This window comes from Sphingomonas panacis (genome assembly GCF_001717955.1).
Lineage (GTDB): Bacteria > Pseudomonadota > Alphaproteobacteria > Sphingomonadales > Sphingomonadaceae > Sphingomonas > Sphingomonas panacis.
Genome location: NZ_CP014168.1, coordinates 2,170,049 through 2,187,245 on the forward strand (window position 1 = coordinate 2,170,049; position 17,197 = coordinate 2,187,245).

General features: G+C 66.8%; 16 protein-coding genes. All 16 read left to right on the forward strand.

What is annotated here, in order from left to right; translation table 11 throughout:
* Positions 1 to 135 precede the first annotated feature (135 nt).
* The 16 genes from J0A91_RS09840 to J0A91_RS09915 all read left to right on the forward strand — a co-directional run bounded on the left by J0A91_RS09840 (position 136) and on the right by J0A91_RS09915 (position 17,123).
* Positions 136 to 732 (forward strand): hypothetical protein, encoded by a 597-nt coding sequence (locus tag J0A91_RS09840; protein ID WP_150126877.1) that lies wholly within the window; start codon positions 136 to 138, stop codon positions 730 to 732.
* Between the two features lie 127 nt (positions 733 to 859).
* Positions 860 to 1,735: a peptidyl-prolyl cis-trans isomerase gene (locus tag J0A91_RS09845; protein WP_150126878.1), complete on the forward strand. Its 876-nt coding sequence runs from the start codon at positions 860 to 862 to the stop codon at positions 1,733 to 1,735.
* Entirely contained in the window at positions 1,732 to 2,547 is an 816-nt protein-coding gene (locus J0A91_RS09850) for a polysaccharide biosynthesis/export family protein (protein WP_083224601.1), read from the forward strand. Before J0A91_RS09845 ends, J0A91_RS09850 begins: the two co-directional genes overlap by 4 nt.
* A 15-nt stretch (positions 2,548 to 2,562) precedes the next feature.
* Positions 2,563 to 3,957 carry a GNVR domain-containing protein gene (locus J0A91_RS09855; protein ID WP_083224602.1) on the forward strand — a complete coding sequence of 465 codons (1,395 nt, stop codon included), beginning with the start codon at positions 2,563 to 2,565 and terminating at the stop codon, positions 3,955 to 3,957.
* The gene (locus tag J0A91_RS09860; RefSeq protein WP_069204776.1) at positions 3,954 to 4,772 is read left to right on the forward strand and encodes a CpsD/CapB family tyrosine-protein kinase; all 819 of its coding nucleotides are present in this window, start codon (positions 3,954 to 3,956) and stop codon (positions 4,770 to 4,772) included. The genes J0A91_RS09855 and J0A91_RS09860 overlap by 4 nt, the downstream gene beginning before the upstream one ends.
* The gene (locus tag J0A91_RS09865) at positions 4,769 to 5,665 is read left to right on the forward strand and encodes an exosortase/archaeosortase family protein (protein WP_069204777.1); all 897 of its coding nucleotides are present in this window, start codon (positions 4,769 to 4,771) and stop codon (positions 5,663 to 5,665) included. Before J0A91_RS09860 ends, J0A91_RS09865 begins: the two co-directional genes overlap by 4 nt.
* Positions 5,662 to 6,390 (forward strand): exosortase C-terminal domain/associated protein EpsI, encoded by a 729-nt coding sequence (locus J0A91_RS09870; RefSeq protein ID WP_069204778.1) that lies wholly within the window; start codon positions 5,662 to 5,664, stop codon positions 6,388 to 6,390. The genes J0A91_RS09865 and J0A91_RS09870 overlap by 4 nt, the downstream gene beginning before the upstream one ends.
* Before the next feature lie 298 nt (positions 6,391 to 6,688).
* On the forward strand, positions 6,689 to 7,957 hold the full coding sequence (locus tag J0A91_RS09875; protein ID WP_169833114.1) for a glycosyltransferase: 1,269 nt from the start codon (positions 6,689 to 6,691) through the stop codon (positions 7,955 to 7,957).
* Between the two features lie 72 nt (positions 7,958 to 8,029).
* Positions 8,030 to 8,914, forward strand: coding sequence for a glycoside hydrolase family 16 protein (locus tag J0A91_RS09880; protein WP_069204780.1), 885 nt, complete (start codon positions 8,030 to 8,032; stop codon positions 8,912 to 8,914).
* 100 nt (positions 8,915 to 9,014) lie between these two features.
* Positions 9,015 to 10,223, forward strand: a complete 1,209-nt coding sequence (locus J0A91_RS09885) for a glycosyltransferase family 4 protein (RefSeq protein WP_169833115.1) — start codon at positions 9,015 to 9,017, stop codon at positions 10,221 to 10,223.
* Positions 10,220 to 11,368, forward strand: a complete 1,149-nt coding sequence (locus J0A91_RS09890; protein ID WP_069204782.1) for an acyltransferase family protein — start codon at positions 10,220 to 10,222, stop codon at positions 11,366 to 11,368. The genes J0A91_RS09885 and J0A91_RS09890 overlap by 4 nt, the downstream gene beginning before the upstream one ends.
* A gap of 9 nt (positions 11,369 to 11,377) precedes the next feature.
* Positions 11,378 to 12,373 carry a glycosyltransferase family 2 protein gene (locus tag J0A91_RS09895; RefSeq protein ID WP_169833116.1) on the forward strand — a complete coding sequence of 332 codons (996 nt, stop codon included), beginning with the start codon at positions 11,378 to 11,380 and terminating at the stop codon, positions 12,371 to 12,373.
* A complete protein-coding gene (locus J0A91_RS09900) occupies positions 12,373 to 13,524 on the forward strand; it encodes a glycosyltransferase family 4 protein (RefSeq protein ID WP_069204784.1) in 1,152 nt (383 codons plus the stop codon). The genes J0A91_RS09895 and J0A91_RS09900 overlap by 1 nt, the downstream gene beginning before the upstream one ends.
* A 14-nt stretch (positions 13,525 to 13,538) precedes the next feature.
* Positions 13,539 to 14,768: an outer membrane beta-barrel protein gene (locus tag J0A91_RS09905; protein ID WP_069204785.1), complete on the forward strand. Its 1,230-nt coding sequence runs from the start codon at positions 13,539 to 13,541 to the stop codon at positions 14,766 to 14,768.
* Between the two features lie 67 nt (positions 14,769 to 14,835).
* Entirely contained in the window at positions 14,836 to 16,137 is a 1,302-nt protein-coding gene (locus tag J0A91_RS09910; protein ID WP_069204786.1) for a UDP-glucose dehydrogenase family protein, read from the forward strand.
* Positions 16,134 to 17,123, forward strand: coding sequence for an SDR family NAD(P)-dependent oxidoreductase (locus J0A91_RS09915; RefSeq protein WP_069204787.1), 990 nt, complete (start codon positions 16,134 to 16,136; stop codon positions 17,121 to 17,123). The genes J0A91_RS09910 and J0A91_RS09915 overlap by 4 nt, the downstream gene beginning before the upstream one ends.
* Positions 17,124 to 17,197 lie beyond the last annotated feature (74 nt).

The following is a 17,197-nucleotide window of genomic DNA, read 5'->3' on the forward strand; positions in this document are numbered from 1 at the left end:
ATTATGGATGCTTCCTTTGCGGAAGTACAAATGGTCCAGTCTGGACATAATGAAGACTAAATACGGTCGATACGGTTTGATGGGTCGGCGGTCCGCAAGTATAGATGGCGCGCTTGATAGTGCTGATTGCAGGGGATGCAATCTGAGCGCTGGTCATTCGCTTGGCTTTCGGGCCTGTTTCTGAGGAGAGATTTAATGGGGATAGGTTTTGGGAGAAAAATCGCTGTTCTGGCAGGGGCTTCGGCCATTTTCCTCGCCAGCCCGGCGATGGCGAACACCATCGCACTGGGAACGCTGGTGCCCAATATCGGCACCGGCACCGGCGGCTTTATCGGCAGCGCCGTCAATCCCGGCGATCATATCACCTTCTCGCTCGGCCTGAAGTCGGACGTTGGCGGCAGCGGCAACGTCAGCCCGCCGATCACGCTCGGGACGATCACCTTCGCGCTGACCAGCCTGAGCGCAAAGTTCTACGCGGTCGGCGCGCCGAATGTGTTCCTCGGTGAATTGACCGACGGCCAGACCAAGACCTTCGCGAACCTTTTGACGGGCGATTACTTCATCGACGTCACGGGTACGTCGGCGAACGGATTGGGCGGAACCTACAGCCTGAGCCTGCTCTCGCACGCGGCGTCCGCACCGGGGCCGGCGGGCTTCCTGTTCGTCGGCGGCGCGGCTGCGATGATGGCATCGCGCCGTCGTCGCCAGAAAGCCAAGCTCGCGCTTGCCTGAAGCCGCGGATCGGTGCGGCCGCTGACGTGGCCGCACCGATTTCATCAGGCGGGGGTGTGCCGGCCGCGCCAGCGCGGTGGGTGGCGACGGGATTATTTGCGGGGTGTTGATGTTCGAGGATGGCATAGTGTGCCGGGTTTCCCGGCGCGTTCGCGTTCTGATGGAAGGCGCTGCGGTGCTGGGCGTTGCCGCGAGCCTCGCTGGCTGTGGCGCATCCAAAGCGCCTGAGCAACTCATCGTCAAGGGCGACAAGTTCGAGGTCACCCTGCAGGAATATGATCAGCTCCTGCGGCAAATGCCGCCGGTGACGAAGGAGGCGGTCGCGCCGATGCGGCGGATGCTGCTCCAGCAACTCATCGACGAGAAGCTGCTCGCCGAAGCCGCCGTCTCGGCGGGGATGGACGACGATCCCGACAACAGCCAGGCGATCGCGGCGGCGAAGCGATCGATCCTCGCGCAAGCCTATCTCCGCAATCTGACCGGCAAGCTGCCCAAGGCTGATCCGCGCGATGTCGAGGCCTATTACAAGGCGCATCCCGCGTTGTTCTCCAACCGGCGTCGCTTCATCGTCGAGGAATATGTCCTCAAGAGCGATATCCCCAATCTCCGCAGCTATACCGACGCGCTCGATCACGGCGACTTCAACACGCTCGCGGCGGTGATCTCGAACACGATACCCTTTCTGCAGCCGGCGGTCGTGGCGCGGTTCACCGACGAACTTCCCGAGAATCGCGACGTGCTCGACAAGCTGACGGTCGGATCGACGATCGTCTATCAGTCGCCGGGCCAGCTTCACCTCGGCCGCATTCAATCGATCACGGTCGAGCCGCTCCCGCTGGAGGCAGCCACGGGCAAGATCGAGCAAAGTCTCGCGGCCGAGCGGGTGGCGGACATCGCGCAGGCTACGGTGAAGACGCTGCGCAAATCCCGTAACGTCGAGATTCTCAACGCCAATCTGAAGCAAGCGGTCGCCGACACCGCGCCCAAGGCGCCACAGTCATGAGCCGGGCCGCCTGCGCGCTCGCGCTCTTCGTTTCGGTGGCCTCGCCCGTGGCGCAGGCGCAGACCGCCACGCCCGGCGCGATCCCCGCCGTGAGCCGCAGCGAAGACGTCGCCTATCTGGTCGGCGCGGGCGATGTGCTGGCGGTGACGGTATACCGCGCGCCGGACTACAACAGCGTGGTCGAGGTCGCCGAGGATGGCACGGTCGTATTGAACGCGGTCGGCCGGGTACAGGCATCGGGGATGACACCGGCGCAGGTCGGCAACGAGATCATGCGGCGGCTGCAATCGGGCGGGATCTTCCGTGATCCGCTCGTCAACGTGATGGTGCAGACCTATCGCAGCCGCACCGTCTCCGTGCTGGGTGCGGTAGGGAAGCCGGGCGAGTATCCGCTCGATCGCGGCGGGCTGACCATCACCGAGATGCTCGCGCGCGCGGGAGCGACGCTCGGCGTGGGCGGCGGCACGGTGCGGGTGGTCCGGCGCGACGGCACGCAGCAGGATCTGCCTGCCGACCAGTTGCTCGCGGGCGCCGCCAACCAGATGCTGCAACCGCACGACACGCTGATCGTCACCGAAAGCGCGACCTTCTACATTTCGGGCGAGGTGCAGCGTCCAGGCAACTTCCCGCTCGAACCGGGGCTGACGATGGAGCGTGCGATCGCGCTGGCCGGCGGCATCACTCAGCGCGGTGCGCGCAGCCGGCTCAAGGTGACTCGCCACGAAGGCGCCGCCGACGCGATCATCCGCGCCAAGCTGCAAGACCCGGTCAAGCCGCGCGACCTGATCCTGGTCGGCGCGCGGCTGTTCTAGGCGAGGGGCGAGAGTGTGACTCCCAGGCATATCGGCAAGGTATTGTTCGAAAAGTGGCGGATCATCGTGGCTTGCGTAATCGTGTCGCTCGCGCTTGCGGTGCTGAGCCTGGTGATGACGCGGCCGATTTACAAATCGACCGCGACGGTGGTGGCGGGGGTGCGCGCGCCGGAGACGATCGGGCCGCAATCGGTCGCCGAGCAGCTTTCGGCCGATTATCTGCTGACGCAGGAGGACATCCTCAAGAGCGACCGCGTCGCGCGGCAGGTCGTCACCGATACCGGGCTGGCGAGCGTGCCGGACGCGGCGCGCCAGTTCGGTTGGAAGCCAAAGGACGGCGCGCTGCCCGATTTCCTCGCCCGCCAGCTTCGTGCCTCGCTGGTGATCGATTCGAGCGCGGTCAATTCGCGGGTGATGGAAATCAGCTTCCTCAGCGGCGATCCACGCTTCGCGGCGACAATGGCCAATGCGTTCGCGGCGGCGTTCATCGACGTCAACATCCAGCTCCAGGCCGATCCGGCGCGGCGCACGGTGGCATCCTATACCAAACAGCTCAACGAGATGAGCCGAACCCTGCATGAGATGCAGGCGCAGCTCATCGCCAAGGAACGCGCGCTCAATCTCGTCGCCGGCAAGGGCGAGGCTGACCCCGATAGCGCCCGGCTCAACGCGCTGTCGACGCAACTCGCTGCGGCGCAGACGCAGAGCGTCGCGGCGTCGTCGCATGTCGGCGGCGCCGCGCTGCCCGATACGATGGCGAGCGGGGTGGTGATGGGCCTGCAGACCGAGATCGCGCGGCTGGAAGCGCAACGCAGCCAGCTCAGCACGACCGCCGGCCCCAACAATCCCGATTATCGCCAGCTCGTCGCGCAGATCACCGCGATGCGCGGCCAGCTTGCCGGGCAGGAGGCGCTGATCCGTCGGTCGGCGGCGGCGAGCGCGGCGCAGGCGCGGACGGTTCAAGCCGGACTGAGCGGCGCGGTCGCCGCGCAGCGCGATCGCGTCACCAAGGTTCGCGCCGCGCAGAGCGAAGTGTCGATCCTGCAGCAGGACATCGCCAATCAACAGGCGTCCTACGACCAGATCGCGCAGCGCCGCGCGCAATTGCAGGTGCTCGACACGACCGCGCAGACCAACATCTCGATCCTCTCGCCAGCGACGCCAAGCGAGAAGCCGGTGTTGCCACGGCGCTTCGTGACGATGGTGTTCGGCCTCGTGTTCGGCGTGGCGGCGGGCGTGGTGCTCGTGATCGGCATCGCCTTTTTCGACCGGCGCATCCGCTTCAGCGGTGAAATGGAAAGCTGGCTCGGCATCCCCGATCTCGGCAGCATTCGCATCAGCCCGCCGCAGCCGCTGCGCCTGCCGCGAATGGTGGCTGGCCTGCTGCCGAACATGAGGGTCGAGGCATGAAGTACAACAGCCGCGAGTGGGACGAGCTGTCAGTGCGGATCGCCGATCTGCTCGTCGCCGAGGCACGAGTCGACGACGATCGGCCAGAAGAGGCGGCGAGATTGTCGCAGGACCGTACCGTCTTGTTCCGCCGCGCCGCCGCGATGCTCGGTGACGCTTCGGTCGCGCACGGGCAGAGCGCGTGGCCGTCGGCGACCGCAACCGGCAGCGTAAGCGTTGGCGACGATCTGTTCGCGCTGAAGAGTCCGCATTCGCCGCGTGTCGCCGATCTGCGGCGGGTCGCGCAGACGCTGGCGATGCGCTGGTTCCTGGCCGAGCCCAAGCACAAGGCGCTGTCGATCATCAGCGCCGACCGGCGCGAAGGCCGAACCGTCGTCGCAAGCAATCTCGCCTGCATCTTCGCGCAATCGGGCGTCCGCACGCTGCTGATCGACGCGGATCTGCGCAACCCCGCGATCCACACCAAGTTCAGCTTGGCTGACCCGATATGCGGGGCGATTCACCGGCCTGTACGCGGTGTTGAAAACCTGTCGGTGATTCCGGCGGCGACGTTGAGCGAATTGCGGTACGACCGCTTCATGCAGTCCGCGCTGCAATCGCTGATCGAAGCGATGGACGACGCGTTCGAGGTGATCTTCGTCGATACGCCCGCAGCCGCGACCTCGAACGATTACCAGATCGCCGCGCTCGCGACGACGGGTGCGTTGTGCGTGACTCGCGCCGGCGTTACCCGCGCGCGTCGCTCGTCGCGAATGCTCGATTTGTGCGAAGACGCCGGCATCGCGATCGTCGGTGGCGTCATGGTGCGGCCATGATGCCGCGCGCCACCGCCACGCTGGACTCGGGCTACATGCGGCAGGAGGCCGTGCCGCCCGCCGCGCACGGACGCAGCAGTGTCGCGCTCGGATTGATCCTGTTCGGGTTGCTTGCGCTCTACGTGCCGGTGCTGACCGAATATGGCGCGGTGCTGCTGTGGAGCGAGGACGACAATCATAGCGGGTTGCTGCTCGCGCTGGTGTTGTTCGGCTACTGGCGCGACCGGCACGCTTTCGCCTGGTCGTCGACCAAGCGCGAGCAGGTCGCCGGGGCGGCGGCGATCTCCGCCGCCCTGATCCTGTACTTCGTCGGTCGGGTAACCGATTCGGTGCAACTCCAGGGCGTGTCGCTGCCGATCATGATGACGAGCCTCGCGCTCGCGACCGGCGGGACGGCACTGGCTAGGCGCTGGCTGCTGCTCGCCGCGCTGCTGATCTTCATCGTGCCGTGGTTCGGGCCGATCGCCGACGCGCTGCTCGTGCCGCTGCGGCTGGGGCTGACACATTCGGCGGCACGGCTCGCCGCGCTGCTGGGCTTTCCGGTGACGACATCGGGCGTGTTCATCTACGTCGGCTTCGTCCAGCTCAACGTCGCGGGCGCCTGCGTCGGATTGCGGGCGATGGTGTCGATGACGGCGATCGGCTTCCTCTTCCTGCATGTCTTTCCGGCGCGCTCGCTCTCTGCCGGGCTGTTGTTCGTGGCGCTGATGCCGGTGATCGCACTGGCGGCGAATTTCTTGCGGGTGTTCGCGCTGATCCTCACCGCGGCGCTGTTCGGCGTGTCGGGGGAGGCGATCGTCCATGATGTCGCCGCCTATGTCGAGGTGGGGGTGGTGCTGACCGCGTTCATGCTGCTCGGCCGCGCGCTCGGGCCGGTGGAGGCGCAGGCATGATCCGCCGCCGTGATCTGCTCGGCGCAGGGGCGTTTGCCGGCCTTGCGGGCGCCGCGTCCGCAGGGGCGATCGGCTTTCGGCGCGCGCAGCGCACGGTGCCGCCGGGGGGCGATGGCGTGCTCACGCAGTTGCCACCGCGCGTCGGCGCGTGGCAGTTGCAGCCGTCAAGCGCGGATATGGTCGATCCGATCGAGATCGACGTCGCTTTCGCGGCCGCGCTCGACATGTACGACCGCGTCGTCGAGCGCGATTATGTCGCGCCGGCACTGCCGCGCATCATGCTCAACATCGTCTACAAGCGCGAGCTTCGGCAGGAGGATCGCTTCCACTGGCCCGAATTCTGCTACGCCACCCAGGGCTTCAAGGTGCGCCGGCTGGCGCCACTCGCGCTGGCTAACGGGCCGATCGTGACGCGCTTCATCGGTGATCGCGCCGGGCGCAACGAACTGGTCGGGTATTTCATGCGGATCGGTGACGCGCTGCCGGCCGGGTCGTTGGCGGTGCGCGCCGCCTTGTTCCGCCAGAGCCTGGCGCTGCGCCTGCCGGACGGGGTGATGGTGCGCGCCTCGTTCCTGACCGACGAGCTGGACAGCGACGATCCGGCCGCTGCGGACAAGCTTCTCGCCGCGTTCTTCCGGGCGCTGCTTGCCGGCGCAGGGCGGCCGCTGTGGGAGATGCTGGTCGGCGGTGCGCTACACCAGTCCGCGACCGGCTTTCAGCGTTGACGGGCGGTATCCGTGATCGCGCGCGGGCATAGGCACGGAACCGACGCTGTCGCATTGGCGCCCCGCCATCATCGGCTTTATCTTTGAGTATAGGCGGAAGTCGATGCGTCCAAAATGGCTAAGTCATACGTGTAAGTACAACGCAGATCATTGACGCGAAAACGCGGAAACCGTAAAAATAGGTTCAAGATCGCGTCGTTAGTGATCGTGATACTTACGAAAATTCAGTGGCAGAACCGAAATGCGATCCGCTTCATAGCGATTGCAAGCGATGGTGCGCGAAATTGGGGAAATCGTCATGATGCAGCGAGCGCGGGAGAATGTCGCAAGGTCGGTTCGCTTCGAGCAGCCGCTGGTCATCGCGCATGTTCAGACACGGATGAATCGATCGGGCGGCGCGGAGGAGAACACCTGGGCATCGTGCGTCCATCAGGCGCAATCCGGGCATGTCGTGCATCTGTTTTGCGGGCGGTCCTCGGATGTGGAGGAATATGCGGGGCGCGGCACGCCGGTTCGGGTGCATCTCGTCGACGAGATGGTTCGCGAGGTGTCCGCGCAGAGCGATATCGCCGCGTATCGCCGGTTGTCGGTCCTGTTCGGGGAAATCCAGGCCGATGTCGTGCATACCCATACCAGCAAGGCGGGGATCGTCGGCCGGCTCGCGGCAAGCAACGCCAGGGTGCCGGCGATCGTTCACGGCGTCCACATCCTGCCGTTCAGCAATGTCGGGCTGGCGGAAAAAGCGGTCTACCTCGCGGCGGAACATATCGCTGCGCCGATGACCGACCATTTCATCCACGTCAGCCACGGCACGCGCGACGCCTATGCGCTCGCGCGGCTCGGCGGCAATCGGCTGCATTCGGTGGTGCGCTCGGGAATGGATATCGACCGATACCAGAACGCCGCGTGGCCCGAAGACTGGCGGGGCCTGATCGGGGTCGGACCTGACGCCGCCAAGCCACGCACGATCCTGATGATGGCGGTGCTCGAGGTGCGCAAGCGGCAGGCCGAGTTCATCACCGGTTTCGCCAAGGTGACGCAGCGCGGGGAGGACATCCGGCTGCTGATCGCGGGCGACGGACCCGAGCGCGACCGGCTCGCCGCGTTGGTGGCGGCGCTCGATGTCGGTGACCGGGTGAAGTTGCTCGGGCATCGCTCGGACCCCGAACGGCTCGTCGCGCTCGCCGATGTCTGCTCGCTCGCGTCGCTTCGCGAAGGCCTGCCGCGCACGATCGTGCAGAGCCTGGCGGGCGGCAAGCCAGCGGTGGTCAGTCCGTTGCGCGGTATCGAGGAGATCATCGAGAGTGGCGTCAACGGCATCGTCGTGCGGCGTACCGACGCCGAATCGGTCGCGCGTGAGGCAGCCAATCTGGTGCGAGACGACATGCGGCTCGCGCGGATGACTCATGCGGCCTCGCGCGCGCCGGTCGACGGCTGGACGTTCGCGTCGATGTTCGCGCAACTCGACCAGGCCTATCGCGAGACGTTGGCGTTGCCGCGTGTGTCGGCGCGGCTGGCCGCGCGCCATGCGACGCGTGGCGAGCAAGAGGTCTACCGCTGGGCCTGAGGCCGCATGGCGACGCCGAGGTTCGGGAGAGGATGCCGATTGGCAAAGGCCACGGTGACAGGGGTTCGAGTGATGAAGGCATTGGACATTCGCGGGCCGATCGGCCGTGCCAGATCGTCGCTGGTCGCGCTGCTGCTCGCGCCGGTTCTCGGTCTGTGGCCGGGCGCCGCGTCCGCCGACAACGGCTGGAGCGAGGTGCTGCGCGGCAGCGGGCTCGTGTTCGGCAGAGCGAAGCTGATCTTCGAAGATCAGTTCAGTACCGCGCGCGCGCTGAACGGGCCGATCCTGTGGGCGAAGCAACATGCCGACGTCGGGCTGGAGAAATTCGATCCGCCGGGTGGCGCCGCGTATGCGAGCAATGGCGGAATCCTGACGCTGCGTGCCTACCAGAGTTCGGACGGAATCCACAGCGGCACCGTCCAGTCGACCAATGCCAATCAAGCCTATCAGGGTGCGCAGATCGTGCCGGGCACCAACGGCTTCACCTGCGTCGGCTGCTATTTCGAGGTGCGCGCGCGGTTTCCGAATGCGCGCGGCACCTGGGCGAGTTTCTGGCTGCTCACGCCCGACGATCCCCGCCAGCGCGGCCATCTCGAGGTCGATGCGATCGAATATTTCGGCGCGGGCGACAAGCGCGGTCATCATCACTCGATCCACCGCTGGGGACCACAGGAGCCGGACGGCCATATCAAGCGATCCGATTACACCGGCATGGATGCGATCGCCGATTTCGGCTGGCACATCTACGGCGTCGATCTGCGCGGGATCGCGACGCTCGACGGGAAGCCGGCGTTGGTCGTGTACATGGACCGCAAGGAAGTCGCGCGGATTGCGGCGGACGCCGACTATTTCACGCGACCGTTTTACGTCAACATGACCCTATCCATCAATCCTCAGGATAGTGTCAGGACGCTGCCGCAGTCGGTCTCCTTCGATGATCTGCGAGTCTACAAATAACTGGTCCTGAGTTCGTCTGAGGGGGCGGCGATGCGCAAGATTCACGACAACAGCGAAGGCGATGGCGCGCGTCCGGCCCGGCACGCGATCGGCTGCTACGATGGCTGATCGATCCCTGGTCCTCGCGGTGGCGACCTATTTCCCCGACAGTTATGGTGGCGCGGAGCGGCAGGCGCGCATTCTCGCCGAGGCGCTGGGGCGCAGGGGTGTGACGGTGACGTTGGTCGCGCCGACGCTGTCGCGCGACGTGCCGCTGGAGGAGTGGACCGGCTTCGGGCGGATCGTCCGCAAACGCGTGGCGGCCTGGCCCAACCTCGGTGGCCGCAACATCCTGTCCTTTCTGGCGTGGAGCCTTTGGGTGCCGTGGCGGTTGCGCGGCCCGGAATGGCGCGGCGTGCCGGTCTATGTGTTCCACGCGCGGCTGCATGCGCTGGGGCCGGCGCTGGCGGCGTGGCGCAACGCATCGCCGCTGCTGGTGAAGCTCGGCGGCGGCGGCGAGGCGTCCGAGTTCGCGGCGTTGCGCGGTAAGAAGTTCCTGTACGGACGGCTGGTCGAACGGTTGCTGCGGTGGCGTGTCGATGTCTTCGTCGCCAACAGCAAGCAGATCGCGACCGAATTGCGCACGCTGGGGGTCGCGCCGGCACGGATCGCGGAATTCCCCAACGGCGTCGCCTTGCCGCCGCTCGACGACCTGCACCGGGCGATGGCCAAGCGCGATGGGCTGGGCTTCATCTACGCCGCGCGGCTTCACCCCGACAAGAACGTCGATGTGCTGTATCAGGCGGCGACGGCGCTGGCGGCGGCGGGCGTAACGCTGCGCTTGCGACTGGTCGGTGACGGCCCGGAGAAAGACCGGCTTGCGCCGCGCGAACCCGCTGGATCGCCGGTGACGTTCGCGGGCTTCGTCGCCGATGTCTATCCCGAGTTGCAGGCGAGCGACTTCTTCGTGTGCGCGTCGCAGCGCGAGGGGCAGTCGAATGCGCTGCTGGAAGCGATGTCGGCTGGTGTCATCCCGATCGTGTTCCGGGCGAGCGGCGTCGCGGAGGTCGTGGCGCACGGGGGGAATGGCTTCATCGTCGATGCGGCGACACCGGATGCGTTCGCGGAGGCGATGCGCCGGGCGCTCGCGCTCAGCCCGGCGAGGCGGCGTGAGATGTCGCTCGCCGCGCGCGGCTTCGCGCAGGACAATATCGGGATCGACGCGATCGCCGAACGCACGCTGGCGGCGATCGCCAGCGTGCCACCTGATCCGCAGGCGAGGGCATCGCTGCCCGTGCGGAGTAGGTTGATCGAGGAGCGGGGCGCATGAGGTTCCATGCGCTCGATGCCTGGCGCGGGGTGGCGGCGCTGCTCGTGCTGTTCTTCCATTTGTCGGCCAATGGCGCGTTCCATGCCTTCCCGCCGGTGCGGCATGGCGGGCTGTCGGTGCCGTTCTTCTTCGTGCTGTCGGGGTTCGTCATCACGCATGCGTACGGTGCGCGGCTGGCTGGCGGCGGAGAGGTTCGCCGGTTCGTCGTGCGGCGGATCGGGCGGCTGTATCCGCTGCATATCGTGACGCTCGGCGTGCTGGTGGCGCTCGAACTGGTCAAATGGGCACTGGTGCGGGTCGGCCTGCCAAGCGGCGAGCCGCCGTTCCACGGCGCGAACGGCATTGGTTCGTTGATCGCCAACGTCTTTTTGCTGCAGGCGATCATCCCGTTGCCCGACTATAGCTGGAACGGGCCGAGCTGGTCGATCAGCGTCGAATTCTACACCTGTCTGTTGTTCGGTGCGGTTGCCGTGACGTTTCGCGGCCGGACGCTCGTGCCGGCGATGCTGCTGGTGGCGATGGCGGGCGCCGCGCTGGTCGCGCTCGAGCTGTACCACCCGGACTGGCACGAAACGCAGTTCAAGGGGCTGGCGAGCTGTATCTGCGGTTTCTTCGCGGGGCACGTCGTGTACCGCATCTTCCAGCGCCTGCGCGGCGGGCGGCTCCCGTATGCAACCGCGATCGAGGTGGCGGCGGTCGTCCTGATCGCGGGGCTGTACTGGTTCGCGCCGCTCGAAGGCGTCGCGTCGATCCTCGTGTTCGCGCTGGTGGTGCTGGTGTTCGCGTTCGACGGCGGGGCGGTGTCGCGTGTGCTGGCCGGGCAACCCTGGGCGCTGCTCGGGAAAATCTCCTATTCGATGTATCTGCTGCATTTCGTGCTGCTGTCGGTGCTCGGTGGGGTCGTGCGGGCGGCGCAGGGCGTGCTGCATGTGCCGCTGTACCGGAATGTCGGCGGCGGTATGCTGATGGACTTCGGGCCGCCGGGGACGATGGATCTGCTGGCTTTTGCCTATGCCGGGGCGGTGATCGGGCTGGCGATGCTGAGCTACCGCTGGATCGAGCTGCCGGGGCAGCGGCTGTTCGAGCGGTTCGCCCGACCCACCCCGATCACGGCGACGCGGCCGGTCGAAGCGCCGGTCGCCTGAGCGATGACCATGACCCAGCCAGACGCCCGGCCGATGCCGGAGCCTGCCGCGCCGCCCGGCGTCGCGGTGATCATGACCTGTTATAATGAAGGGCCGTATATTGGCGCGGCGGTGCGCAGCGTACTCGACCAAAGCCGGGCCGAGTGGATCACCGCGATCGTGATCGCCGATGACGGATCGGACGCCGAAACGCTGGCGGTGCTGCGCGAGATCGAAGGCTGGGATGCGCGAATTCGCGTGCTGTACGGCCCGGGCGGCGTGGGCCTGCCGGGGCAGCGGCGCAACGCGATCGCCGAGACCGATGAGCCGGTGCTGGCGATCCTCGACGGCGACGATCTGTGGACGCCCGACAAGCTCGAACGGCAACTGCCGGTGCTGGCCGGCGATGCCGCAATCGGGCTGGTCTATGCCGATTTCTGCGTGTTCCCCAATCAGAACCTCGCCGCCGCGCGCCGCGCCGGCGTGCTCGACATCACCGGCGCCGCGCGACTATCACACGCCTATTTCCTGAACGATCCGCCGATCATCCCGTCCACCACCATGCTGCGCCGCACCGCCTATGACGCGGCGGGCGGGTTCGACGCGGCGGTGCGCGTGTTCGAGGATACCGATTTCTACCTCCGGCTCGCGCGCGTCACCCGGTTCGCGCTGGTCGATGCGCCTTTGCTCTACAAGCGGCAGCGCGGCAGCAGCATCACCGGCGGGCGCAATGATCTGATGGCGCATCACGCGTTCGTCGCCTTGAAGGCGGCGGCGGACGAACCGGCTTTGCTGCCGCTCGTCCCGCGCCGGCTGGCCGAGCGGGCGCGCAAGCTCGGCAACCAGCGCTTCCTGTTGGGCGACCGCGCCGGGGCGGTGCGGCTGTTGCGGCTGGCGGTGCGGCTCGATCCGAGCAACCGCCGCGCGTGGCAATCTTTGCTCGCCGCGACGCTGTTTCCCGCGCTGGCGTTGCGGTTGCTCGGTAGCGGCGGTCGCGCGCGGCAAGCCGCGCTGGGGGCGGCGTGATGTTGCAGCGCTCCGGGCGAACCGTCGCCATCATCACCTGCGAATATGCACCGTTCTCGGGCGGGATCGGCACCTATTCGGTCGAACTCGCACGCGCGCTCGCCGCTGCCGGATGCCGCGTCGTCGTGATCGCACCGGCATATGAGGGCGCCGCGACGGCGCTGCCTGAGGATGTCGAACATCATTGCATCCTGCGCCACCATGCCATCCCGCCGCGCGCGGTGCCGGCGCTGCTCGCGATCCTGCGGCGCCTGCCGGCCGGGGCGATCGTGCTCGCCGCCGATATCCGCAGCCTGTTGCTGGTGCGGCTGCTGCAACCGCTGCACCGTCGCCGCTACCGCGTGATGGTTCACGGCAGCGAGGCGAGCAAGTTCCGCAGCGGTGGCGTGAAGCTCGCAAGCGTGCGCAACGCCTATCTCGGCGCCGAACTGGTCGCCTATAATTCGCGCGCGACGCGCGACATTTTCCGCGCGCAGCTCGGCCGGCCGCGACGCGAGGCGATCGCCTATCTCGGCGTTGGGCGCGACTGGTTCGATCCGCCAGCGCGTGGCGCGTTCGACGACGCGGCGCTGGCCGCTCTGCCGCAGCACGCGCCGCTGTTTTGCAGCGTCGGCCGGCTCGAACCGCGCAAGGGGCATGTCGAGACGCTCGCCGCGCTCGCGCTGGCGCGCGACCGGCACGGCATGGCCGACCCGGTCTATGTCGTGATCGGCCGCGCCGAGGACGAGGGCTATGCGCGCGCGATCGGCGACGCGGCGCGCGATGTCGGCGTGCGGATCGTGATGCCTGGGCGGCTGTCGATCGACGACATCAAGCGCGTCTATCGCCGTTCGGCCGCGCATCTGCTGTTCGCGCGCGCGCTGCCGGGCAAGATCGAGGGGTTCGGACTCGTTTTGCTCGAAGCGGCGGCGCAGGGCTGCCCCTCGATCGCCGCTGCGACCGGCGGCATTCCCGAAGTGCTGGGCGATACCGGATCGCTCGTCGCGGATGGCGACATCGAGAGCTTCGCCGCGAGAATCGCGATCTACGCGGGCGACGCGACGTTGCGGGCGGATCGCGGTGCGGCGGCGCGCGGCCGGGCGAGCGGCTTCACCTGGGCGAAGTGCGCGCGGGACAGTTTCCCGGAACTGCTCGGCGGGGTTTCCGCATGAAGGGGAGAGAGGGAATGCCGACGCCGGCGAATGGCGTGATGCCGTGTGCCGGGAGCGCGCTGCTCGCCGGCCTCGCGCTGGCGGCGCTGCCATCGGCAGCACGGGCGCAAAGCCACGATCTCGCCGCGACCGTGTCGATCCGATATGACGACAACCTGTATCGCGTCCCCTCGGGCTTGCGAAAAACCCTGCCCAACAGCGGCGAGGAAGTCGTCACCTATCTCGTCGTGCGCGGCGGGGTGGCGACGCGGATCGGCGTGGTCGCGGTCAACCTCAAGGGCACCGCCGGGCAGCGCATCCACGCCTACAACCCGCGCTTCAACGCGCTGAATTACGCCGGCAGCGCGTCGGCGACGTACAAGACCGGGCAGGGCCAGGTCGATGCGACAGCATCCTATCTGCACGAGCCCGTGGTGTTCGACGATGCGTTCATCACCCACAAGACGCTGCGCTCGACCGCCGATGTGAATATCGTCGCCTCGCGCAATCTGCTCGGCAATTTCCGTGCGGTCGGGCGCGGTGGCTATCAGCGCTCGACGATCGGCAGCCGCGAGCTTGAGGCGAACGGCACCCGCATCGTCCGCTTTTCGGGCGGGTTCGGCTATTTCTCGCCGACCGGCAACAGCGTCACGCTCGAATATGCGGAACAACGCGCGCACGGGCTCGCCACCACGCAGATCCAGACCGGCACCGGGCTGGCGCCCTATCGCAGCGATTTCCGGGAACGGTCGGTGGTCTCGTACATCGACTATCAGCTCACCGGCATCACCAGTCTGCGCGGCAGCTTCGGCTATACCTGGCATGACGATCGCTCGGTGCTCGACAAGGACGGTCGTGGCATCCAGGCCGATATCGCCCTGGTCTGGTCGCCGCTGCCGGGCCTCGTCATCACGCCGAGCTTCCGCCGTGGTTTTTCGACCGAGAGCCGGGTGTTCTCCAACGGCGTGCAGGTGACGAGCTACGGCATCAGCGCGAGCGAGACTTTGTTCGGCCGGGTCAATTTCAACCTCGCCCTGAGCCGGGGGAGCCGGCGCTTCCGCTACGACGTGCAGGCGCCGGCGCCGCTCGCGCTCGATCGCAACGAAGTGACGACGCGGGCCAGCGCGGGGCTTTCCTATGTCACCGGCTCCAAATTCACGCTGAGCCTCACCTACGACCATGCCCAGCGCGATTCCACCAAGGTCGCCTTTCCCTATGTCGCGGATGCGGTGACGTTCTCCGTCACCCGTGCGTTCGGCTCGTGATGCGACCGACACCGCGCCAAATCCGTAACCTTTTCTGCATATCGCACACGCAACCGGGGGTTATTCCATGAAGGTCACGATGATCGGTTCAGGCTATGTCGGCCTGGTATCGGGAGCCTGTTTCGCCGATTTCGGGCATGACGTGGTGTGCGTCGACAAGGACGCGGCGAAGATCGCTGCGCTCGAAGCGGGGCGAATCCCGATCTTCGAGCCGGGGCTCGACCAGCTCGTCGCCAGCAACGTCGCGGCCGGGCGGCTGTCGTTCACCACCGATATCGCGGCGGGCGTGAGCGGCGCCGACGCGGTGTTCATCGCGGTCGGCACGCCGTCGCGGCGTGGCGATGGCCATGCCGATCTGTCCTATGTCTATGCCGCCGCCGTCGAGATCGCGCAGGCGATCACCGGCTTCACCGTCATCGTCGACAAATCGACCGTGCCGGTCGGCACGGGCGACGAAGTCGAGCGGATCGTGCGCGAAGCCAATCCCGACGCCGATTTCGCGGTCGTCTCCAACCCCGAGTTCCTGCGCGAAGGCGCCGCGATCGACGATTTCAAGCGGCCCGACCGGATCGTGATCGGCGGTGACGATCCGCGCGCGCTGGAGGTGATGCGGCAGGTGTATCGCCCGCTGTATCTCAACCGCTCGCCGATCGTGGAGATGAGCCGGCGTGGCGCCGAGCTGACCAAATATGCCGCGAATGCCTTCCTCGCAGTGAAGATCACCTTCATCAACGAGATCGCCGATCTGTGCGAGAAGGCCGGCGCCGACGTGCAGGAGGTCGCGCGCGGCATCGGTCTCGACAACCGGATCGGCGCGAAGTTCCTCCATGCCGGGCCGGGCTATGGCGGTTCGTGCTTCCCGAAGGATACTTTGGCCTTGCTCAAGACCAGCCAGGATTACGACGCGCCGCAGCGGATCGTCGAGGCGGTGGTTGCCGTCAACGACAACCGCAAGCGCGCGATGGGGCGCAAGGTGATCGCGGCGATGGGGGGCGACGTGCGCGGCAAGACGGTCGCGGTGCTCGGCCTCACCTTCAAGCCCAATACCGACGACATGCGCGATTCGCCCGCCATCTCGGTTATCCAGACCTTGCAGGATGCCGGCGCGACGGTACGCGCCTATGATCCCGAGGGGATGGAACAGGCGAAACGGGTGCTGAGCGAAGTGGACTATTGCGGCAATGCCTATGAGACGATGGAGGGGGCCGATGCGCTCGTCATCGTCACCGAATGGGATGCGTTCCGCGCGCTCGATCTGGAGCGGGTGAAGGGGCTGTTGTCGCAGCCGATCCTGGTCGATCTGCGCAACATCTATCCGCGCGACATGGTCGAGGCAGCAGGCTTCGCCTACACGGGGGTGGGCCGGTGAGCCGTACCGATCCAGTGCTCGTCACCGGCGCCGCCGGCTTCATCGGTCACGCCACCGCACATGCCTTGCTCGCCCGCGGCGAGCGCGTGATCGGCGTCGATATCGTCAACGATTATTATGATCCGGCGTTGAAAGCGGCGCGGCTGGCGACGTTCGAGGGGGTGGAAACCTTCAGCTTCCACAAGCTCGACATCGCCGATGCCGCCGCGATCGCCGCGCTGGTGCGCGACAACGCGGTGAAGCGGATCGTCCACCTCGCCGCGCAGGCGGGGGTTCGCTACAGCATCGAGAACCCGTTCGCCTACGAACGCTCGAACCTCGCCGGGCATCTGTCGCTGCTCGAGGCGAGCCGGCACGCGCCCGATTTCGAGCATCTCGTCTATGCCTCATCCTCGTCGGTCTATGGCGACAAGCCGATGGGCGGGGCGGGCTTCACCGAGGACGAGCCGGCGATCGATCCGGTCTCGCTCTACGCCGCCACCAAGCGCGCGTGCGAATTGATGAGCCAGAGCTATGCCAGGCTCTACGGCTTTCCGCAGACGGGGTTGCGCTTCTTCACCGTCTATGGCCCGTGGGGCCGGCCCGACATGGCCTATTTCGGCTTCACGCAGAAGATCCTCAAGGGCGATGCCATCGAGGTGTATGGCGAGGGCAAGATGGCGCGAGACTTCACCTATATCGACGACGTCGTCGACGGCATCATCGGCGCGCTCGATCATCCGCCGGCCACGGACGGGCACCGCATCTTGAACATCGGTGACAGCCGCCCGGTCGGGCTGATGGAGATGATCGAAGCGCTTGAGGCCGCGCTCGGCCAGACCGCGCGGAAGATCATGCGGCCGATGCAGCCCGGCGACGTGACCGCGACCTATGCCGACGTGTCCAAGCTGCATGCGTTGACCGGCTATCATCCGCAGGTGATGCTGGAGGATGGGCTGAAGCGCTTCGCCGACTGGTATCGCGCGTTCTATGCGGTGCCGGAATAACGTCGGAAAGGTGTCGATCTCCTCCGATCCGTGGCATATGGGCGCTCCGGCGTAACGGGCGTTTTCAGGGATCG